Origin of the sequence: Paenibacillus lautus (assembly GCF_050482385.1) — a bacterium.
GTDB classification, from domain to species: domain Bacteria; phylum Bacillota; class Bacilli; order Paenibacillales; family Paenibacillaceae; genus Paenibacillus_AQ; species Paenibacillus_AQ lautus_B.
Genome location: NZ_JBCNHV010000012.1, coordinates 75403 through 97629 on the forward strand (window position 1 = coordinate 75403; position 22227 = coordinate 97629).

19 protein-coding genes are annotated in these 22227 nt (G+C 49.7%); 14 read left to right on the forward strand and 5 right to left on the reverse strand.

Annotated elements, in window-relative coordinates:
• Positions 1 to 126: 126 nt before the first annotated feature.
• A complete protein-coding gene (locus ABEW73_RS15650) occupies positions 127 to 1440 on the reverse strand; it encodes an ATP-binding protein (protein ID WP_430169920.1) in 1314 nt (437 codons plus the stop codon).
• A 184-nt stretch (positions 1441 to 1624) separates the two neighbouring features.
• Here ABEW73_RS15650 and ABEW73_RS15655 point away from each other — a divergent pair, with 184 nt between their 5' ends.
• The 12 genes from ABEW73_RS15655 (at position 1625) to ald (ending at position 17093) form a co-directional block, all read left to right on the forward strand.
• Positions 1625 to 3448 carry an ABC transporter substrate-binding protein gene (locus tag ABEW73_RS15655; RefSeq protein ID WP_430169919.1) on the forward strand — a complete coding sequence of 608 codons (1824 nt, stop codon included), beginning with the start codon at positions 1625 to 1627 and terminating at the stop codon, positions 3446 to 3448.
• Positions 3449 to 3551: 103 nt separating this feature from the next.
• On the forward strand, positions 3552 to 4562 hold the full coding sequence (locus ABEW73_RS15660) for an ABC transporter permease (protein WP_076322984.1): 1011 nt from the start codon (positions 3552 to 3554) through the stop codon (positions 4560 to 4562).
• A 1-nt stretch (position 4563) separates the two neighbouring features.
• Complete coding sequence (locus ABEW73_RS15665) at positions 4564 to 5400, forward strand: ABC transporter permease (protein WP_430169917.1); 837 nt, start codon at positions 4564 to 4566, stop codon at positions 5398 to 5400.
• Positions 5401 to 5408: 8 nt separating this feature from the next.
• Positions 5409 to 6419 carry an ABC transporter ATP-binding protein gene (locus tag ABEW73_RS15670; protein WP_430169916.1) on the forward strand — a complete coding sequence of 337 codons (1011 nt, stop codon included), beginning with the start codon at positions 5409 to 5411 and terminating at the stop codon, positions 6417 to 6419.
• Positions 6406 to 7206, forward strand: coding sequence for an ABC transporter ATP-binding protein (locus ABEW73_RS15675; protein ID WP_430169914.1), 801 nt, complete (start codon positions 6406 to 6408; stop codon positions 7204 to 7206). The genes ABEW73_RS15670 and ABEW73_RS15675 overlap by 14 nt, the downstream gene beginning before the upstream one ends.
• A 310-nt stretch (positions 7207 to 7516) precedes the next feature.
• On the forward strand, positions 7517 to 9919 hold the full coding sequence (locus ABEW73_RS15680) for a PAS domain S-box protein (protein ID WP_430169912.1): 2403 nt from the start codon (positions 7517 to 7519) through the stop codon (positions 9917 to 9919).
• Between the two features lie 54 nt (positions 9920 to 9973).
• On the forward strand, positions 9974 to 10639 hold the full coding sequence (locus tag ABEW73_RS15685; RefSeq protein WP_430169911.1) for a response regulator: 666 nt from the start codon (positions 9974 to 9976) through the stop codon (positions 10637 to 10639).
• Positions 10640 to 10855: 216 nt separating this feature from the next.
• Complete coding sequence (locus tag ABEW73_RS15690) at positions 10856 to 10978, forward strand: hypothetical protein (protein ID WP_256720554.1); 123 nt, start codon at positions 10856 to 10858, stop codon at positions 10976 to 10978.
• A 6-nt stretch (positions 10979 to 10984) separates the two neighbouring features.
• Positions 10985 to 12982 (forward strand): methyl-accepting chemotaxis protein, encoded by a 1998-nt coding sequence (locus ABEW73_RS15695; RefSeq protein ID WP_430169909.1) that lies wholly within the window; start codon positions 10985 to 10987, stop codon positions 12980 to 12982.
• Positions 12983 to 13155: 173 nt separating this feature from the next.
• The gene (locus tag ABEW73_RS15700; RefSeq protein WP_430169907.1) at positions 13156 to 14076 is read left to right on the forward strand and encodes an AraC family transcriptional regulator; all 921 of its coding nucleotides are present in this window, start codon (positions 13156 to 13158) and stop codon (positions 14074 to 14076) included.
• A 107-nt stretch (positions 14077 to 14183) separates the two neighbouring features.
• Positions 14184 to 15683, forward strand: a complete 1500-nt coding sequence (locus ABEW73_RS15705; RefSeq protein WP_430169905.1) for an alpha-glucosidase/alpha-galactosidase — start codon at positions 14184 to 14186, stop codon at positions 15681 to 15683.
• A gap of 291 nt (positions 15684 to 15974) precedes the next feature.
• A complete protein-coding gene (gene ald, locus ABEW73_RS15710) occupies positions 15975 to 17093 on the forward strand; it encodes an alanine dehydrogenase (protein ID WP_430169904.1) in 1119 nt (372 codons plus the stop codon).
• A 150-nt stretch (positions 17094 to 17243) separates the two neighbouring features.
• Here ald and ABEW73_RS15715 read toward each other — a convergent pair whose 3' ends face one another.
• Both ABEW73_RS15715 and ABEW73_RS15720 read right to left on the reverse strand, forming a co-directional pair.
• A complete protein-coding gene (locus ABEW73_RS15715; protein WP_430169902.1) occupies positions 17244 to 17936 on the reverse strand; it encodes a pseudouridine synthase in 693 nt (230 codons plus the stop codon).
• 405 nt (positions 17937 to 18341) lie between these two features.
• Entirely contained in the window at positions 18342 to 18902 is a 561-nt protein-coding gene (locus tag ABEW73_RS15720; protein WP_430169900.1) for a DUF1273 domain-containing protein, read from the reverse strand.
• 127 nt (positions 18903 to 19029) lie between these two features.
• Between ABEW73_RS15720 and ABEW73_RS15725 the strand changes: the two genes are divergently transcribed.
• Positions 19030 to 19899: a DUF6612 family protein gene (locus ABEW73_RS15725; RefSeq protein ID WP_430169898.1), complete on the forward strand. Its 870-nt coding sequence runs from the start codon at positions 19030 to 19032 to the stop codon at positions 19897 to 19899.
• Positions 19900 to 20055: 156 nt separating this feature from the next.
• Here the strand turns inward: ABEW73_RS15725 and ABEW73_RS15730 are convergent, their stop codons facing one another.
• On the reverse strand, positions 20056 to 21036 hold the full coding sequence (locus ABEW73_RS15730) for a DUF4871 domain-containing protein (RefSeq protein ID WP_430169896.1): 981 nt from the start codon (positions 21034 to 21036) through the stop codon (positions 20056 to 20058).
• A complete protein-coding gene (locus ABEW73_RS15735; RefSeq protein ID WP_430170021.1) occupies positions 21033 to 21551 on the reverse strand; it encodes an RNA polymerase sigma factor in 519 nt (172 codons plus the stop codon). The genes ABEW73_RS15730 and ABEW73_RS15735 overlap by 4 nt, the downstream gene beginning before the upstream one ends.
• 155 nt (positions 21552 to 21706) lie before the next feature.
• Between ABEW73_RS15735 and ABEW73_RS15740 the strand changes: the two genes are divergently transcribed.
• Positions 21707 to 22210, forward strand: coding sequence for a hypothetical protein (locus ABEW73_RS15740; RefSeq protein ID WP_430169894.1), 504 nt, complete (start codon positions 21707 to 21709; stop codon positions 22208 to 22210).
• Positions 22211 to 22227 lie beyond the last annotated feature (17 nt).

Below are 22227 nucleotides of genomic sequence, written 5' to 3' on the forward strand. Positions count from 1 at the left end.
TAAGTAAAAACAACAGAAGTTTTGAGGCTGAAGAAATTATGCTGCTGCAAATCCAATAAAAGAGAGACGCTCTTTCACTGCGAAAGACGTCTCTCTTTTTCGTTAACGGACTTCGTGCGTCATCGCCTACGGGTTCAGATTCGCACGCGGGAGCGTGATGAGAAACACGGTTCCCGATCTTGGCGAGCTTCGTACCGAGACGCTTCCGTTCATAGCGCGGATGGCTTGATAGGAGAAGGTGAGTCCAAGTCCGGTGCCACTCATTTTAGTGGAATAGTAGATCGAACCGAGACGGCTTAACTGCTCAGGGGTCATGCCGACCCCATTGTCCTTGATTTCGACGGCCACCTGCTCAGCATCTTCATAGACGGTAATGTTGACCATGCCGTTGTCGACGTCTTTACAGGCCTCTATCGCATTCTTAATAAAGTTGACCAGCAGCTGCTTGAGCTCTGCGGGACTCCCCGTAATATAGAGATGGGACTGAGGGGAGTCCGTGCTGAGGGCGACGTTACTCATATTGGCATATGAAGTCATGAGCTCAACGACTGAGTTGATTTGGACGGTAAGCTCGATTCGCTGCTGAAACGGCAAGTGAGGCTTGCTGATCGAGAGGTATTCGGACAATATCTGTTCGGTCCGGCGAATTTCCTCCATGCTGATCTCCAGAAAACGTTCGGTTTTTTCCTGAGGAAACGTACCGCTCTTAATCAATTGCAGGAATCCAAGCACGGTGGTCAGCGGATTGCGGACCTCATGGGCAAGGGATGCGGCGACATGATTCACGGCTTCGGCTTTTTCATTTTGGATATATCGCAGGTAAAGCTCCTTGTCGGATACGGATTTGTTAAACAGGGTAACAAGTAGCCATATGCCGAGCGAGTTAGTAACGGGAATAGCTAATATATTAAAAAGAAGGTTATTCATGATGTAGTCTGGTTTTGTAATATAGAGCACCGTGAGCGGGATGAATGAGAAGCTGATGCCGGCTACGAAAATGATCCAAAGCTTGTGTTTGCTCCGATGGTACAGAAATGACAGCAAAACGGACAACGGGTACGTGAAGATCAGGATAATAATGGCGTCGGTCATGCCGGATCCGCCGATGTAGAGCCGATAGATTAGAAATTCCACAAGCAGGATTGCCCCCGTCACGAACCCTCCGAACAGCATACCGAAGAACAGAATGACATACCGCACGTCAAAGATCAGCCCGCTTTGGACGGACGAAGCAAAGGTCATGGACAGCAGCATGCACAGCGAACAAATGACAATGATGAAATTACGGGAATAGTTGACTGTCAGTTTTCTGTAATAGATGTTGTATGCGACAAAAGGCATCAACGCAAACAATAGCTGCAGCAAAACATCTTTAATCACAGGCAGTAGGCCCACCCCTTTGAAGGATATCGAATCGTCCGCTAGATTAACCTTGTCCATTCAAGTTCGACGTCCATTCGGAAAAATCCTTGAAGCTCGAATAAAAATAACAAAATTTATTCGTACTCAGATTGTAGGGAAGAACATATAAATCCATCAAGAAAGCGCTTGCAGACAACCGATGTTTGACTCGGATATTCAGCACTTAAGTGAGAACACATTTCCATGAATGGAGGGTTCACAAGTGAAGCTGAAAACAGTTTTGAGACCCATGTTCATTCTATTGTTGGCCGCGTCTTTTTTTGTTGCCGGATGCCAAAGCGTAACGCCGCCGCCGACAGCATCAGATCCGCCGCCGCCTAAAGAAGATGTAAAGACACCCGGAGGCAGTGATGAGCCAGCACCGCAGGGCGATGCGAAAGCGACGCCGAGAAATGAAACGCTTTACGTGAATGGTTTGCAATGGGGGGCACCTACGAATTTTAACCTGCTTAGCGGAAACCCGGCGTTTCCGATTAATTACGGAAACTCCAGGGAACTCGTCTATGAAACCTTGTTTATGGTCAATCAGCTGACAGGCGAGTTAGAGCCGCTGCTGGGTACCAAGTATGAGTGGACTGACGATCTGACCTTGAAGATCGAATTGAACAAGGATGCCAAATGGAGCGACGGCAAGCCGTTCACTTCCGATGATGTCGTCTATACCTACCAGCTCGGCAAACAGTATGACATCAACTGGAGCAGCTTCTGGACGTACATCGAGGACGTAACGGCAGATGGTCCGCAAACGGTGAACATTAAGCTGAATAAAGACAATCCGAACAAATTGACGGTTCTCGACAGCATCGAGGTCATGCCGATGCTGCCTAAACATGTATGGGAAGAGGTCGAGAAGAAAGCCAATAACGACCTTGCCACCATTCGTAAAGAAGTCAACGAGGACCCGATCGGAACAGGGCCTTACAAAATGTATTTTTACAATGATCAGAAGATCACGATTGTACGGGACGACAACTACTGGGGTCAGGCACTATTTGGCAAGCTGCCGGCTCCCAAATATATCACCCATGTTATCTATAAAGACAATGCAGCGGGCGATCTGGCATTCAAGAGCGGTCAGGTAGACGTATCGCAGCAGTTTATTCCGCAGGTGTGGAAAATGTGGGAGGGCGGGGCTCCGGTTAAAACCTACATCAAAGACGCTCCGTATTATGTGCCAGGCTCCATGCCATCGATCTTCTTCAACTTGTCGAAAGAAGGACTCAACAATGCGGATGTCCGAAGAGCAATCGCCATGGCGATTGATTACGGCAAAATTTCGGAGCTGGCTATCAGCGGCTACTCCGCACCGATGGAGCCATCGTTAACGCTGAATACAGAGGCCGAAGCGAAGTATGTAGACCAGGCCGCCATCAAACCGCTCCAATGGACAACGGACGTAGATGCGGCTAATGCACTCCTCGATTCCATCGGTGCCGCGAAGGGCAAAGACGGCATCCGCGTCCTGAACGGAACCCGCCTCGGCCCGTTTGAAATCGAATGTCCATACGGCTGGTCGGACTGGAATGCGGCGCTTGAGATTGTAGCCCAGAACGCGAAGGCTATCGGTATCGAGATTCGAACCAAATTTCCGGAAGCGCCGGTATGGACCAATGATCTCCAGACCGGCAAGTTCGATATCATCATGAACACGCCTGCTGGCGGGGTCAGCCCAAGCCAGCCGTGGAACCGCGCCATGACCATCATGTACTCCAAGGGTGTTGCGCCAATGGGCGAAATGGCATTTTACAACTGGGGCCGGTATAAGAACGATCAAGCAGATGCCATCATCGAGCAGATTCCAACCATCACAGACGAGGCTGAATTGAAAGTACTCTACACCGAATTGACCCAAATCTGGTTGAAGGAGATCCCGTCGATTCCGCTTATGTATCGTCCATGGGTATTCGATACGGTCAATGAATCTGTATGGAAGGGGTTCCCGACCGAAGGGGACGGCAGCAATATCCCGCCTCAAATTTCGATGGATGGGGCCGGCATCAAGTCGCTGTATCAGATTCATAACTGATGGATATAACTCAATGAACCAAGACCTATATTGGCGGATTTGCACCCCTGATATAGGTCTCTTTTCCACCAAATTCAGGGTGTGATCCTTGGGGGTGAGCTGCTTGAGCGTTTACGGAAAATATATCGTCAAGAAGTTTTTCTGGTACTTTCTGACGCTGGTGATTGCGGTCACGCTGAATTTCCTGTTGCCCCGGATGATTGAGGGAAATCCGGTTAGCATGATTGTATCTGAGATGACGCAGGGGATGACCGACAGCGATACGATCAAACGGGTCTATGAGACGTTTCTCGTTGAGTTCGGAATCGACAAGCCTTTGTGGGAACAGTTCATCATCTATCTGAAGAATTTAGCGACCGGTAACCTGGGCACTTCATTCGGACTTTATCCGAAACCGGTAACGGAGATTCTGGCCTCAGCAGTTCCCTGGACGATCGGGCTCCAGCTTCCAGCCATTCTGGTTGGCTGGATCATCGGCAACGTGCTGGGCGCCGTGGCGGCCTACCGCAAAGGCGTGTTCGATAAAGTGATATTCCCGGTGGCCTTGTTCGTGAATTCCATTCCGTTCTTTACCCTAGCCATTATTATGCTGTATGTGTTCGCCCTGTCCCTGAACTGGTTTCCGCTGCACGGGGGCTACGATTATCAAATGGTGCCGTCACTCAGCTTTGAATTCTTCGCTTCCGTGCTTCGGCATCACACGCTTCCATTTCTATCAATCGTGCTGGTTACGATTGGCGGCCAAGCCATTGGCATGCGGGAGATGTCCATCTATGAGCTGAATTCGGATTATGTGCTGTACAGCAAGCTTCTTGGGATTCGGGATTCCAAAATCGCGAGGTATGTATTCCGGAATGCGATGCTGCCCCAGATCACGGGTTTGGCGTTATCCATCGGCACGATGGTGGGCGGTTCGCTGATCTGTGAGATCGTATTCAGTTATCCGGGAATCGGAACCTGGATGTTCACGGCGATCCGTCAGCTGGATTATCCGTTAATTTCGGGCTGTACCCTCTTGATCGCCCTGGCTGTGCTGCTGGCCAACTTTACGATTGACCTAATCTACGGCTGGATTGATCCAAGAATTAAGGCCGCTCAGATGGAGGATCAGTAATATGAATAGTTCCTTTCGCATATTGATCAAATCGCCAAAGTTTATGCTCGGAGCCTGCATGCTGCTGGCTATGGTCGGCATGGTACTGATCTACCCGCTCTTTAACCGCAATGACCCGCTGGAGATGATCGCCCTGGCGTACCAGCCGCCGGATTCGAAGCTGCTGCTGGGATCGGATAACTTCGGCAGGGATTTATTCCTGGAATTGATCTATGGCATTCGGACTTCCTTGCAGGTGGGCCTCATTGCCGGCGTATTTGCTACCGTGATCGGTCTTGTGATTGGTTTAGCCTCAGGCTACATCGGAGGCTTGATCGATAATCTGTTGACCGCGATCACCAATATCTTCATCGTGATTCCTTCCTTTGTCATCCTCATTCTGATCTCGGTTAGCATCGATTCGCGCAGCTCGTTTGTCACGGCGGTCATTATCGGCATTACCAGCTGGCCCTGGACAGCCAGGGCCGTGCGTGCGCAGACATCCTCGCTGCGCAACCGGGATCACGTGAATATCGCGAAAATATCCGGGTACAGCACGCCGCGCACTATCATCTCGGAGATTTTGCCATACATCGCTTCCTATGTTGTCATGGCCTTCGTGCTGCAGACGGCATCGGGCATTCTGTCCGAGGCTTCCATCTCGATGCTGGGGCTGGGACCGTATAACACGATCTCCCTTGGCATCATCATGAACTGGGCGCTCGTATTTGAAGCACCGGTTGCTGGCGCTTGGTGGGCCTTCATCCCCGCGGCGATCTCCATCGCCATCATCACCTTCTCCTTGTACATGATGAACACCGGCATGGATGAAATATTCAATCCGAAGATTAGGAGCTGATGGGTGTTGTGAGCACAAATATACTGGAAGTGAACGAATTGAAAACCTATTACCGTACCCGGTTGAAGGAGCATGTCTATGCCGTAGACGGCGTGAGCTTCTCACTCGAGAAGGGGAAGACGCTTGGTATTGCCGGTGAATCCGGCTGCGGCAAATCGACCCTTGCGCTCAGTTTGATGGGATTTTATTTTCCACCGCTGCATTATGGCAGCGGCTCGATTGTCATCAACGGTACGGACATCATGAGGCTTGGCAAGGAACAGCTCCGTTCCCAGGTGTCCGGAAGAGAGATATCATATATCCCGCAAGCTGCTATGAATGCCCTGAATCCTACGCTCAAAATCATTCATTTCGTCGAGGATATTATGAAGGAGCATCGCCCTGAGCTGAACAAAAAGCAGGTGTGGGAGATGGCGGCGGACCGGTTCGAAACTTTGAATTTGTCAACCAAGGTGTTGAACTCTTATCCGAACGAGTTGTCAGGCGGCATGAAGCAGCGGACGGTGATCGCGATATCCACCATTCTGAATCCCAAAGTGCTGATTGCGGACGAACCGACCTCGGCGCTGGACGTAACCTCGCAGAAAGCGGTGATTAAACTGCTGAAGAGTCTGCTGGATCGGGGCTATATTCAGTCTCTGGTATTCATCACGCACGAGCTGCCGCTGCTTTATCACGTAACAGATGACATCATCGTCATGTATGCAGGGGAGATCGTGGAGCGCGGTACCGCAGAGCAAATGATTTTTGACCCGATACACCCGTATACGAAAAAGCTGATGGGTTCCATCATTGTGCCCGAGGAAGGTATGAAAGGCCATAAGCTGGCCGCCATCCCGGGGACCCCGCCTAATTTGAAGAACGTGCCGGAGGGCTGCCGATTCGCGGATCGCTGCTCCTATGTGCAAGACGCCTGCCGGAAGGAAAAGATTGCGAGCCAGACCGTGGAGGATCGAATGTATCGCTGCATCGTAGAACCGGGTGTGCTTAAGGAGTGGTATGCGAATGAAGAAGAATGATGTCCTGATTCGGGGAGAGCATCTCACCAAGGTATTCGGTTACGGGAAGCAGAAGACAACCGCCGTGGAGGATGTCAGCTTTAACTTCCATGAAGGCGAAATCATATCGATTGTCGGCGAGAGCGGAAGCGGCAAAACGACACTGGCCAAAATGATCATGGGCCTGCTGAAGGAGAGCAGCGGTACCATTGAGTATATGGGCAAGCCAAGACAACTGAAGCGGCACAGAGACCGCAAGCGTTATTGGAAAAACATCCAGGCGATCTTCCAGGACCCGTTCTCTTCGTTCAATCTGTTCTACAAAGTTGAGAAACTGCTGCTCGATTGCATCAAGCTGCAGGGGGATAAACTGACGAAGGAGGAGCAATTCCGCAAAATGAAGGAAGCGTGCTCCTTCGTCAATCTGAAATTCGAAGAGCTGCACAATAAATACCCGTTCGAACTGTCCGGCGGCCAAATGCAGCGCCTGATGATCGCCCGGATCTTCATGCTTCATCCGAAGCTGCTGATTGCGGATGAACCGACCTCTATGGTCGATGCGTGCTCGCGATCCACGATACTGGATATGCTCTTGAAGCTGCGGGATGAGAACAACATGACAATTATTTTCATTACCCATGACGTAGGGCTTGCTTATTATGTAAGCGATACGCTGTATATTATGGAACAGGGGAAAGTCGTGGAGCGGGGACCGGCAGAAGAGGTGATCTTGAATCCGCAGCATCCTTATACCCAGCAGTTAATTTCAGATGTGCCCAAGATCCACTCCGAGTGGGATTTGGCATGAGCGATGTGTACGATGGAAATCTCATGATGGAAATGCCCGAAGCGAAACGCCGCTTCGGGCTTTACTTTTTTTAGAACCCCTTTTGCTTCGTTTATTTTCGTGGATATGACACTCCGAATCGCTGCGCAAAATTTCTCTGTACTTGATCTTCGCATTTGTGAAGGATCTGCCGATAAATGATATGGCTGCCATTTGCTTCGATCCCGCAGCTCGCATTCGGTATACCGCAAAGCATCTGACGTGACTGCGTGTATGCTTCATAAGGAGACCATCAAACAACATGTGTATTTACTTCTTGGGGGCAACCATCTTGGTATTAGTCGCCCTCACCATCACATTCTGGATTTTCTTGTTCAAAAGGGCATATCAGCGGAAGTTAAGCCATCAGGCCTTGGACATGGCCGAAGGCAGATTCCGACTGCTTGATGAAATGCTGCTTACGCTTGATGTGGGCATTTGGTCATACGATCTCGCCACAAGGAGTATCCAAAATACTTCTTTGGCTTTTCATAAAATCACAGGTTATTCACATCGTGATTTCGCGGACGGTCTTTCCTGGGAAGAGCTGATCCATCCAGAGGATATGACGTTGTTTCGATCATTGGTCGACAGAACTCGACAAGGTGAGACCGTTCATACTGAATTCCGGATTATTCATGCAGAGGGCGATATTCGCTGGGTCCAAGTGAAGATGATTCCGATGATGAATGAATCCGGGCAAATGATCCGTACAGATGGTATTGCCGTTGATATTAGCACCCGTTTCCGCATGGAGGAGGTGCTGTATGATATTACGGAATGCAAGAAGATGGAGCAAGCGCTTAAGGAAAGCATGAACCGGTATCGCAGGCTGGTGGAGCTATCTCCTATTGCCATCGCGGTGTGCAAGGAACGCAAGCTGGCGTACGTGAATCCCGCCGGACTTCGGATCTTGGGAGCGGATGGGCCCGAAAACATCCTGGGTACCGACCCGTGGGACTGGGTGCTTGATCCCTATGAGGAGCGGGCACGCAAACGGATCATGCGCCTTATTTATGAAGGCGAGGTCGTTCGCGAGGAATTATCCATAAAACGAGTGGACGGAGAGCGGGTCGATGTCATGGCAACGGCCCTCTATGATGCGGAATCTGACGCCATTGAGATTTTTTTCGAGAATATTACCGCCCGCAAATCAGCGGAACGAGCCCTTATGGAAAGCGACCGTATTAACCGTCATATCCTAGATATCGCTCCTGTTGCGATGTTCCTGCACTCCGATTTTTCTTATATTTATGCGAACCCCGCGGGTTTTTCCTTATTGGGAATATCGGATATCGCACAATTAGCGGGAACTTCGCTCCAGGACATCGTTCCCTCGGATCAAGTCGAGTTCGTGATTTCGGAGGTTGAGCATGTTTATGAAACCGGGAATACCTCGGAGCTCGCCGGGAACAAACTGGTTCGGATGGATGGAACGATCATCGATATTGAGGCAATTACCACGCCGATCCCATATATAGGGCGCAATACGGCGCTTACCATTATTCGGAATGTCACAGAGCAGAAGCGGGCAGAACGGGAGCGAATTGCGGCAGAAAGGCTGGTTCGGGAGAGCGAGGACCGGTATTTCAGGCTGCAAATGAGTCTGGATCAATTCTCTTCTGACCTTTTTGGGATAGTGAAGATCAGCGAGTTGAATGCCCGTATCGTGCGGGAAATCAAGAAGGTACTGGGGACGGATCGAGTGAGCCTCATCCAGATCAACCACCACAGCCTGCATATCAAAATCCAAGGGGGCCATAAAGAGCCGCCACAAGGGGTGCTTCAGGCGATCCATACATGCGGTCCCGAGCATATTCCGTTCTGTAAACTGTTTGAGATGTCTGACGGATATTTTGTCAAGATTGGAGAAATGAACGGAGATAGCAGCATTGTCTGCATTGGCGGGGAGGTTCCCTTGCTCAAGATTCAAGCCAAAAAAATATGGCTGGAGACCATTACGCGCTATGCAAGTGTTCTGTATGATAACTTCCGCGTCATTGAGGATTTGACGAGGGAGCTGGAGAAGCTGGGTTCATCCCAGCAAATCATGCCGCTGTGGCTGCTGCGACTCATGCTGCATTTATCCGAAAATGAGCGGAAGCGATTGTCCCAGGATCTTCATGATGCCGCCCTCCAGGAACAGATCATATGGTACAGGAAATTAAATCAGATTACATCGGATTGTGAGCTGCCAGAGCATCTGCGTCTGCAGCTGGAGGAAATCGAGCAGGGGCTTCTGGATGTCATATATCAGATTCGGATTACGTGCAACGAGCTTCGCCCCCCGCTGCTGAAGGAAGAGGGGCTGGAGCGATCGCTTGAAGCATTGTTTGAATTTACCCAGCTCCGCACCAATTATTCCATACAGTTCGACTGCTCAAACTTCGACAATGATATCAGTGACGATCATTTGATCGGACTGTACAGAATTGTCCAGGAGCTGCTGGCCAATGCCACGAAGCATTCCAACGCGACGGAGGTAAAGCTCCGTTTGTCCACTCAGTGTGATGAGGTCAATCTTAGCTATGAAGATAACGGGATTGGGATTGACCCCAGCCAGCAATCGGATCAATTCAGCAGCATGGGGATCGGCGGCATGAAGGAGCGGGTGAGAAGCATGAACGGCAAAATCCAGTTCGACTCATCGGATAGCGGAGGGTTGGCTGTCTATATATCCATAACGGCAAGGTAAATTCGCCAGTAGTGAAACATGCAAGATACCAGATTGAAGGAGTCATGAGTGACGATGATCGAAATTTTATTGGTGGATGACCATCCCTCGGTGATGGAGGGGACCAAGGTGCTGCTTGAGCAGGAAAAGGATATGTTCGTGAAGCTTGCCAATACGCCGGAACGTGCACTGGAGCTGGTGGAAACGCTGCATTTTGACGTGATGCTGATTGATATGCATATGCCGGGCATGAACGGAATTGATTTGGCCAAGCAGATCCTCGGGATTGCTCCGAACGCAGTGATGCTGATTTATACGGGCTTTGAAGTCAGCAATCATTTTAATTTGATTATGGAGGCCGGACTGGCCGGTTTTATCTCGAAAACGTCGGGCAAAGAGCAGTTGGTAACGGCTGTTCGGTGTGCACTGCGAGGGGAAGTTGTTCTGCCGCTGACACTTGTGAAGCAGCTCCGCCGTGTTACCGCAAATGGTCCGGAACGGACAGCAGGGGCGCCGGCGGCCCAGTCTATAACCGATAAAGAATATAGTATTCTCAAGGAAATCGCTCGCGGAAAGAGTAACAAGGAGATTGCAGGAATGGTGATCATGAGCCAGCGTTCACTGGAGTACTGCATAACCAATCTGTTTCAAAAGTTGAATGTGAAGTCACGCATAGAAGCTGCACTGAAGGCAAAGCAGATGGGAATCCTTTCGGATTCGGATTTTGTCCAGCTGGGCTGACCGGCTAGCTCTCTTTAACGTTTCAGATCAAAAAGTAGGTTCACCTCGACATGACACGAGATAAATTCGCTATCATTCGACAATATCCGCAAGGTAATCCGCAAAATTCTTGCGTGAGCACGCAAGAGAATTTCGGTTACGAACGGTAAGTAAGTGTATATGCTTATGTTACTGGATGGATATAGTCTGTAAGTAGGAAGGGTGGTAACCTGCGGCATGACAAAGGACCTATTTGAATATGGTGTCGATGACCTCTTGTCACCGGAAGAGATTGAGGAAGTTTTGGCGCAGCTTGAAGAAGAGTGGAACGAATTTAACAGCCGGAAGAAGCGAGGGTGACTCATAATGAAACGATTGAAGTCTTTGAAATCTCTGTTTGCAATGAAACTCCAGAGTCGTATGCTGTTTATTATTTTGGGGTCGATTACGATTTTTCTAGCTGGCATGATGACTTATATCAGTATGACTACAACGGAGGAAGCTCTGGATTCGGCCAAGACGCTTGCGGTGACAACGAGTGAGAAGATTGGCGCGCTGGTACAAGCAGAGCTCGACGATGTCATGAACTCCGCACGTACATTAGCTGTAAGCTTTGTTGGAATGAAAGGGACCGATACCACGAATCGCGCAGCCGTTAATGAAATACTGAGAAGAAATCTGGAAGACAATCCGTCCTGGAAAGGGATCTGGACCTTATGGGAGCCGGATGCCTTTGATGGCCGGGACAACGAATACAGAAACAAGCAGGGCAGTGACCAAACGGGGCGATTGATGTCCTACTGGGCAAGAACGGAATCCGGCCTCAAACGCTCCGTAATCGAGGATTACGAGCACGAAGGGGAAGGCGACTTCTATCTCTTGGCGAAGAACAGCGGGAAAGAAATCATTATGGATCCGTACGTCTTCAAAGTAGGCAATGAAGATGTCATGATGACATCGCTCGTTGTTCCGATTATCGATAACGGAAAGACCGTCGGCGTGGTTGGCGTCGATATTTCCCTGGCTCATTTGCAAAGCGTAATGGAGCAATTCCGATTGTTCGACACGGGGTATGCGCATATTTTTTCGAATACCGGCGTGATCGTAACGTCGCCGGAGGACGGGGTGATGGGGCAGACGTTGGAGGAGACCTATCCTGGCAAGACGGTTCCCCTTATCCTGGATGCGATTCGGGAAGGGGATGTCTATACCGAGGAAGATTCCGAGCTGTACAAGCTATATACCCCGATTAAGACCGGATTGACCGAAACGCCATGGTCTGCCGCTATCATTATCCCGATGGATGAGATTACGGCAAATTCGACTGCGTTAATGATCTCCATCATCGTTGTCGGACTGATCACTCTGGCGGCCATGGCGGCTGTCGTGGTCCTGTTAACGAGATCCATCGTGAAACCATTGGGCATTTCCGTTTCCATCGGAGAGTACATGTCGAAGGGGGACTTCACGCAGGAGGTTCCTGCAGCCTATCTCCGAAGAGCGGACGAGATCGGCACGTTGTCCAGGGTATTCGCGCAGCTGCTGGAGAGCATGCGGGAGATGATCGGCAAAGTGACCCTGAACGCATCATCGGTAGCCGCCGCTTCACAGCAGCTGTCGGCTGGTGCCGAGGAACTGGCGGTTGGAAGCAGCAGTCAGGCTGAATCCGTGCAAACGGTCAGTGAATTGTTTCATGAATGGTCCAACGCCATCAATTCCGTTGCGAGCGATGCATCAGCAGCATCCGAACTTGTAAACCAGACCTCAGGCATTGCAACGGAAGGCAGCGACATCGTTCAGAAGTCGGTGGAAGGCATGAATCGGGTACGAGAGCAGGTTGCCAAACTCGAAGCGGATTCCCAGCGGATTGGCGAGATTATTGAGGTGATCGACGATATCGCCAAGCAGACCAATCTGCTTGCCCTTAATGCCACAATCGAGGCTGCTCGTGCCGGCGATCAAGGAAGAGGTTTCGCTGTGGTGGCGGATGAAGTGCGTAAGCTAGCCGAACGCAGCGGAGGAGCTACGAAGCAGATCGCCGATATCATCAAAGGCATGCAGAAGAATACGGCCGATAGTGTAGAGGCGGTGAATCTAGGCGTCATCCACACGGAAAAAGCCGGTGAAGCCTTTGCCTACATTACAAGCATGGTGAATGAGTCTGCCGGTAAAGTAATGGATATTGCAGCTGCCAGCGAGGAGCAGGCTGCTCAGGCTGCCGAGGTGGCGACCGCAATTGAAACCATATCTTCGTCGACGGAAGAAACGGCGGCTACAAGCGAAGAATCGGCTGCAACGGCACAATCGCTTGCCGAGCTTGCTGAAGAGTTAAACCATACCGTATCGGCCTTCAAAATCTCGTAGCACCACTGGCATATTGATGATAAGCTTGGCCTAAGGGCCAGGCTTTTTTTCATGCATGGCATTGGTGTTTTATGTTCGGTGAGATTATATTTCCCTCTGTGAAATTACGGCGATAGATGTTTTTGCTTTAAATTAGATGCTGCACGGCTCGGACGAAGGGAGGAACATGTGTAGTGAATGGCAGCTTGTTTCAGCAGATGTTAGAAGAGGGGGATTATGTCCCGCGCTTTTACGCCTATTACTATAAGCAGTGGATGGATTATGAAATGCCTTACCATCAGCATGATTCAACCGAGATTATGTATATGATCCAAGGGGTGTGCCGGATTGACGTGAAGGTAGGCGATACGGAAAAGAGCGTCACGCTGAAAAAAGGGGAGTTTATGGTACTGGATGCCGATGTTCCGCATCGGTTAATCGTTGAGCAGGCGGTCTCCTGCCGAATGCTGAATGTGGAATTCGGGTTTATGGAAAGTGAAGGGAGGACGCTTTCTCTCAGGCAGATTGCAGGTGAGGAGCAAGAGGTGTCTTATTTCCTGAATCGGCCGTTCCCCTACTTGGTGCTAGCGGATCAGGAGGAGGTATATCCGGTGCTGCGGAGCCTCGTGCTTGAACTCGATCAGAGAGGGACGGAGGGTAGAATGATGACGCATATGCTGTTTATTCAGCTGCTTGTCTGTATCGCCCGTCTGTATGAAGAAAGGGAACGCAGCGAAGTGCAGCAGAGCGAGTTCTATATTAAACGAAGCGTCGATTTCTTGCATCAGAACTATGATCGCCATATTCAGGTAAAGGACGTTGCCGCCGAGGTGAATCTGCATCCCGGCTACTTGCATCGGGTATTCCGCAGAGGGACGGGCAGGACAATAACGGAGTATCTGACCATGATTCGAATGGAAAAGGCCAAAATGCTGCTGGAGCAGACGGATATCCCCATAGATGAAATATCGGACTATGTGGGTGTTGGCAGCAGGCAATATTTTCATATGTTGTTCAAAAAGAATACGGGAACCACGCCGGTGGAATATCGGCTGCGGAAGGATCGGAATGCCTGGAAATACGGTGATCAGAATGCCAGATCAGATAAGAAGTGAGGATTTTTGACTCAGAAGAGTCCAAAAGGTCATGATTTTGATAACGCTTTCTACCATTCGATTGCTACAATAACTACAATCTAATTTGCAGCTAGGGAGTGGATAGAATGTCGTTTAAGGTTGCTTTTATCGGCGCGGGCAGCATCGGCTTTACCCGGGGAATTCTGCGTGACCTGTTGACTGTACCGGAGTTTAGGGATATCGAGGTCGCATTCACCGACATCAGCCAGCATAACCTGGATATGGTCACGGAATTGTGTCAGCGGGACATTACCGAGAACGGACTGTCGATTACGATTCAGTCCACCACGGATCGAAGACAAGCCCTGCAGGATGCCCAATATGTCATCTGCACCATTCGCGTGGGCGGACTGGAGGCATTCCGTACGGATGTGGATATTCCGCTGAAATACGGCATCGATCAATGCGTGGGCGACACGCTCTGTGCAGGCGGCATTATGTATGGCCAGCGGGGAATCCCTGAGATGCTGAACATTTGCCAGGATATTCGCGAGGTGTGCGCACCAGATGTCCTGCTGCTGAACTATTCGAATCCCATGGCTATGCTGACATGGGCATGCAATCAGTATGGCGGCGTGCGGACGATTGGATTATGCCATGGCGTACAGCATGGGCATCACCAAATCGCCGAGGTTTATGGCTTGAAGAAACAGGAAGTCGATATTGTCTGTGCCGGCATTAATCATCAGACTTGGTATATTCAAGCCTCACATCAAGGCAAGGACTTGACTGCTGGACTGCTGGAGGCGTTTGAACGACATCCGGAGTACAGCAGGACAGAGAAGGTTCGCATCGATATGCTGCGACGTTTCGGATATTACAGCACCGAATCCAACGGCCATCTAAGCGAATATGTTCCTTGGTACCGTAAACGGGCGGAGGAAATTACGGAGTGGATTGACCTCAGCAGCTGGATAAACGGAGAGACAGGTGGATATTTGCGAGTCTGTACCGAGGGACGCAACTGGTTCGAGACGGATTTCCCGAATTGGATGCAAGATCCGGCTATGGAGTACACGCCGGAGCACCGGGGAGAAGAGCATGGCTCCTATATTATTGAAGGCTTGGAAACCGGCCGGCTATACCGGGGACATTTTAATGTGGTGAATGAGGGCATTATCGCTAATCTGCCGAATGATGCAATCATTGAGGCGCCGGGTTACGTAGACCGCAACGGCATTTCCATGCCGCATGTAGGGAATTTGCCTTTAGGGCCGGCTGCGGTGTGTGGCGTAAGCATATCCGTTCAACGGTTGGCGGTTGAAGCGGCGGTTCATGGAGATGACAAGCTGCTTCGACAGGCATTTATGATGGATCCGCTGGTTGGAGCGGTATGTAATCCGAAGGAAATCTGGCAGATGGTCGATGAAATGCTGGTAGCCGGTGAAGCATGGCTTCCTCAATATGCGGTTTCGATCACCGAAGCGAAGGCACGTCTAATATCCGGCAATCTGATCCCCACCCGTCCGTATGAAGGAGCAGCCAGACTCAAGGTGAAGACGGTGGAGGAGATGCAGCTCGATCGGGAGAAGGCGAACAAAAACGCAGGTGAATCCGACAAAGGGAAGGATCGCGAAAAAGTTTAAGCTGGTTGCACAATAACGAAGGTATCAAACAACAGAAGTACTTAGAGTTTTCATGAATACGCATGATACAAACACTTTGGCGAGGACGGTATAACGGACAAAAATCCGTTATAATCCCTCTGCCAGAAGTGTTTTTTTCTGCATGCAGTTCATCTTTTATCTGCATATACTATGGATACATAGAGATAAATTCGGATGGACAATCCCTGACCTTAGACAGGTACACAGTTTGGGTAAAAATGGTTACAATTCAATTAGATAGGCAAAGTTGACCATTAAGGAGGCATGGGGATGATCATTGGGGTTCCCAAAGAAATCAAAAATAACGAAAGTCGTGTAGGCATGACGCCGGGTACGGTCGTCAGTTTTAGAAATGCCGGGCACGAAGTGCTTGTACAATCCGGGGCAGGCCTTGGGATCGGTTTTACGGATGAAGCTTACAGAGCGGCTGGAGCCAAAGTGGTTGCATCGGCTGCTGAAGCGTGGAAAGCCGAGATGGTTGTGAAGGTGAAGGAACCCCTGCAGGAGGAATACGAATACTTTCAAGAGGATATGATCCTATACACTTATCTGCACTTGGCCCCTGAGCCGGAACTGACCAAAGCACTGGTTGACCGTAAGGTGAGTGCCGTTGCTTATGAAACGATACAATTGACGGATGGCAGCTTGCCGCTGCTGACACCGATGAGTGAAGTGGCAGGAAGAATGTCCATTCAAATCGGGGCGCATTTCCTGGAAAAAGCGCATGGCGGCAAGGGCGTTCTTCTAAGCGGCGTACCCGGGGTGGCACCGGGCAAGGTTGCCGTTATCGGCGGCGGCATCGTCGGCACCAATGCGGCAAGAATTGCGCTGGGTCTTGGTGCGGACGTCAGCATCCTCGATATTAATCCCGGTCGGCTTCGTCAACTGGATGATCTGTTTCAAGGGCGGGTCAAAACGATTATGTCCGATCCGTATCACATTGCGGAGACGGTGAAGGCCGCCGACCTTGTCGTGGGCGCAGTATTGATCCCCGGTGCACGGGCCCCGCGCCTCGTAACGGAAGAGATGGTAAAGGAGATGAGTCCGGGATCCGTCATCGTGGATGTGGCGATTGATCAAGGGGGCTCCATCGAGACGATTGACCGGATCACCACGCATGACAACCCGACCTACGAAAAGCATGGTGTTATTCATTATGCTGTAGCCAACATGCCGGGCGCCGTAGCCAGAACCTCCACCATGGCACTGACCAATGTAACGGCACCCTATGGGCTGAGAATAGCAAGTAAAGGACTCCGGTCTGCCGCACGTCATGATCAAGCACTGGCCAAGGGCATTAATGTCATCGACGGCAAGGTAACCTATGAAGCGGTCGCGGCGGCTCATGGGTATGCGTATACCCGCATTGACGATTATTTGCTGGCATAGAAATAATATGGTTTAAGCATGTAGAGCCATTTTTCAAATTTGACACGATATCGGGGTTTATGACGTAAACCTTAGGAGTGGCTTTCGTTGGCCGGCGTGGACAAAGTTGAAAAATGGCTTTTGCTGTTCCTACCGCGAGTTCACCTTCGCCTAGTTCAACATGATTAGGAGTTTATGTAGTTCGGCTTCCTGCAAATGCCTCCACTTCCCCCGTTCCAGTTGATCCAGTGTAATATTCATAATCCGAATACGCTCCAGTTTCAGCACTCTGTACCCCAAGGCTTTACACATTCTGCGGATTTGCAGATTAAGGCCCTGTGTCAAAATAATACGAAATACATCTTCGCTTTGCCTATAGACCTTGCATGGTTTGGTTATGACGTCCAGGATTTCAACACCTTGAGACATCGCTTGCATAAATTCGTCCGTAACGGGTTTGTCCACAGTCACCACATATTCTTTCTCATGATGATGTTCTGAACGCATCATTTTGTTCACAATATCTCCGTCGTTCGTAAGTAAAATCAAACCTTCAGAGGCTTTATCCAGCCTTCCAATGGCAAAAATGCGCGATGGATAGTTAACAAACTGAATAATGTTTCCCGCGACATGTTCTGCTGCCGTACAGACAATACCGATAGGTTTATTGAGAGCCAGGTAAACCGCTTCCCTATCCTGATGAGGAATTTCCTTCCCATCTATTAACACAATATCGTGCAGTTCAACGTCCGCCCCTTTTTCACACACCTTGCCATTGATCGTGATGCGTCCGGCTGCAATCAATCGGTTGGTTTCTCTGCGCGAGCAAAATCCCGTTTCGCTTATATATTTGTTAATTCGCATGCTCCACCGCTTCTCATGTGTAATATTGCCACAGGTTCATTTCTTATATAAGGTGAACTAAAGATTCTTAGTCTGAGCATCACTACGAATGCGGATTATTCTTACGATCGCTGTTGCCCCCAGATTTTTTCTATTCATCCGTATCATGGTTGAAATCCGGGGGCAGTATATGCTTCCGATGCGAGCTTTCCTTTGGAAAGCTTTCGGGCGACCTCTTCGTTTCTCCAGAATAATTCCGCCTTCTCCGTTGAAGTTCTTCTTTCTTTAGTCCATTCTATATAGTTGAAATTTTTTTTCTTCATTTTTGCGAAATGTGGCATAAAATGATTCATTTCGATCATCCATCCGAGAGGCGGACTTATGTCGAAAATATTTAATTTTAAGCTACGTCCGGGGAGCACAAGCCTAGTAAAAATCCTGCGACATGTTCTCTTCGTCTGCAACAGCCTGTATCTCCTCCGAACCGATGCTGATGAAGCGGTAACCGTCCGCTGCCTGCTTCTTCAGCGCACGTTCTTTGATGAACTTGGGGCTGGCTTCGCCGCCATCTTCGTCATACACGAGCAGAATGCCATCGGTCTTGCGGAGTAACAGATCGTCTCTGGCCGTAAATTGCCACGGCCCCTGATAGGGGCTCTTGCTGACAGGCGCATAGAAGTCTACCCCCTTCATCAATTCCTGAAAATAAGCTTTTTTATCGTCGTTCCATTGTTCCTCGGGATTCTGATAGGCCGTCAGAATGGAGCATTTCAGGTCGGGGTATTGGGACTTTAGTTCTATAGATGTTTCAATGGCCCACAGGTCCACGCCATACTGACCGGGCGTGATAACCCACTGAAGACCTTCCTCGAGCAGCGGAATCAAGCGGTTGGCAATCGCTTGACGTATATAAGGAATGCCTTGGTGTTTGTTGTTGTAAATACCGAGTTCATGAGCTCGATATCCGGTAACAAGAATGTTTTCCAATTGTGCACACTCCCTGACAAAGAATAGGTCTAGTGTACCGTTTTCTGAAAAATTGATCAATATTTGTAGCAAATCGTATAGAATGGGATGAGTAATCTTGGAATACATATTTTAGGAGGAAATTCGATTGAAGAAGTGGACAGCAGTCTTACTAGGGGCAATTTTGGTAATGAGCATGACAGCATGCGGAAAGGACAACAAAGCAGCAGACGATGCCGCAACACCGCCAGCAACGGAACAAGGGACGAGCGAGACGCCGCCTGCTAAAGAAGAACCGAAGAAGGATGCTCTTCCAACTGCTGACGAGCTTCTTCAGAAGTCGGCTGAAGCTTCCAAGAATTTGAAGAGTTTTGCGATGAAAGCCGATGTTAAACAGCATATCGTTGTTGAAGGCGAAGAGAAGCAGGAGCAAGATGTTAATATGGCGCTTGATTCGGAACTTACGCTCGAGCCGGTGGAGATGATGCAGAACATCGTGATGGATTCTCCGGAAGGCAAGATCGAGATGAAGCAGTATATAACGGAAGACGGTATCTACATGCTTATGGATGGTCAATGGATGCAGGTTCCGAAGGAATCGGAGCAGGAGATCCGCGACAGCCTGGATCCGAGCAGTGCAAGTCCGGAGCAGCAGGTAGAGCAGTTCAAGACCCTCGCTAAGGACTTCAAAGTAACGGAGGACGGAGACTCATACGTTCTGACGGCGGATGTCTCCGGCGACAATCTGAAGGAGCTTGCCAAGTCTATGATGAGCCAAGCGGGCAACGATCCGCAGATGGAAGCCATGATGGATCAAATGGATATCAAGAGCATCCATATTGTTTATGGCGTACAGAAGGAATCTTACCTGCCTGTAACAACCGATTTGGACATGGTAATGGCAATGGAAGCCGAAGGTCAGAAGGTATCCTTGGATATGAAAATGAAGAGCACTTACTCCAAGCATAACGAAATCAGCAAGATCAAAGTGCCGAAGGAAGCATTGGACGCGAAGTAATGCTCTTTAGCATATGATATAAGAGGAATCTGAAATAACGATATATTCCTCATGAAAAGGCTGCCCCGGTTCTGTAGATGCCTACAGACCGGGGCATCCTTATTTGATGAACTTCAGTCTCGGATAGAAGTTCTGATAGGTTAGGGTGGTGAAAGCTTAGTCTTGAGGTTTATCGACTTCAACAATGACGCTGCCGAACAGTTGACCGTTAATGGAGACCATAATGCGCCATAGTCCTGGCGAAGGCAGCGACATGGAGGTTGGTATTGCTGCATCGGCACCGTTATGAGGATAAGGACTGATACGAGTTTTAAATACATCAACGAGCTCGGTAGTACCTTTTTTCACGGCGGTGATCAGCAGATCCCCCTTCAATTCCTCGTCACGCCCCCAGAAATGCCACATGTATTTGTTGGGTTTATTTGCAACTAAAGGAGGATGGATAAATCCCAAACGACCTTCCACGCCGGTCATGGCATAATTACCGGATCTAAAGCTCGGGCTTAGCTCCCAACCGCTGTCCGGCACATCGACCACGATATCGCCGTATTTCTCTTGATCCACCATCACATCGAAACGCCATAACCCGGAGAGCGGCAGGGCGAAGCGGGAAGATACTCGCGTAAAGTCATTGTATGCCATATCGGAGGTAATCTTCGTCTCAGCGAGTTCTTCAAGGGTAGTTCCCGTATCCCGGTGTAGGGCGGATATGCGGATCGTTTTCCCTTCAAGCTCTTGAACCGGGGTTAACAGATTCCACCAGGCACCAGCCGGAGAACCGGCGGCAAAATCACCACCTTGTACCCCCTGAAGTTTATCCACGCCATTCTCCATGTATACGTTGCGGGGAGCCCAATCGGCACTGTTTCCCCAGCCTTGGATCGGGATCATGCGTTGAAGCGCAGGGGACTCGCGCCATCCCCATATCGCCGCTATTAGAAGAATGATGAATGCACTTGCGGTTGTTATAAGCAGACGTGTTGGAGACCTCCGTTTTTTGCGACCCTTCTTTACAGATCCGTTAGCCGCATTGTTCAATACACTGGATTTCATCTTCTCGGTGAACATCGGCTCGTTGAATGGAGAAGAAGCGAGTTCCTGTATCCAATCGGGCTGCAGCTCTTGTTCGGTCTTCACTGGCCATCCTCTCCTTTCAACATCTTTTCCATTCGGGTGCGAGCTCGGTGCAGTCTGGATTTGATCGTTCCTTCGGATATGCCGAGCAGTTCCGCCATTTCTTTTCGCGGCAGCTGGTAGTGGGATTCAAGGATAAGCACCTCGCGGTATTTGGGCGGCAGCTCCATCACGTACTTCCAAATCTGCGAGACGGCAGCAGCATCCATAAACTCCTTTTCCGCGGAGGGTTCAGTCTGCTTGGAGATTACCCAGCCGGTTAAAGACACCCTTGTCATAAAGGAAGATTTGAGATAGTTCAGCGAAAGGTTGCGGGTGATGGTTAACAGCCATGTTTTGACAGAGCTTCGGCCCTGAAACTCATTCCAGTGCTTAAATGCGCTCAAGAATACGTCCTGACTGATATCATCAGCCGCATCTTTGCGTTTGGTTAGGAAGAACGCATAGTTCCACACGTCCTGGCCGAAGGACTCCATCAAATCGCTCAGCACCGTGCTTGCTTCATTTACGGCCACCATTTGTTTTAGATACTCCAATCGCATCACCTCAAATATTAGACAATTGAACATAGGATTGGTTCCCAGAATCCCTCAAAAAATTCGAAACAATTTTACGTTCAAATCGTTGTAATGAGTAACAGGTATACAGGGAATCGAGGAAGGGGAGAAGGCGTATGCATTTATATTTCAAGGATAACTTTTTTAGCTCGGGTATAACAGATATTATGGATAGGGAAGGCAGTGTAATAGGAAGTCTGGATTTGAAGAGCGCTTTCGGCTCCTCGCTGGATGTGTATAACGCTTCGGGAGATCCGGTATGCAGCGGTTCGTTCCGTTTCTTCTCCAACAAGTGGCATATCGTGAGCGGTAGCGGGGAAGAGCTGGGCGTGCTGCGTATGCGTATGAGCTTTTTCACGAAAAAATTCGAATACAACGCCGGATCGCGTGGCGTATATGAGATCACTTCGCCTGCTTTTTCCAATGAATATGAAATAACGGATGATGCCGGAAGAGGAATCGTCCATTTTTCCCGCATTAGCGGCTGGCTTCAGGCCGGAGCTTATCTGCTGGAGAATGAGAGCGACGTACTTGGAGACTGGGAGCTCGTGACCGTGGTGATGGGCATTCACCAAATACGCAAACGCAACAACAGCGCTGCCGCGTCGAGCTCTCATTAAGTTCAGGGTTAACCCAG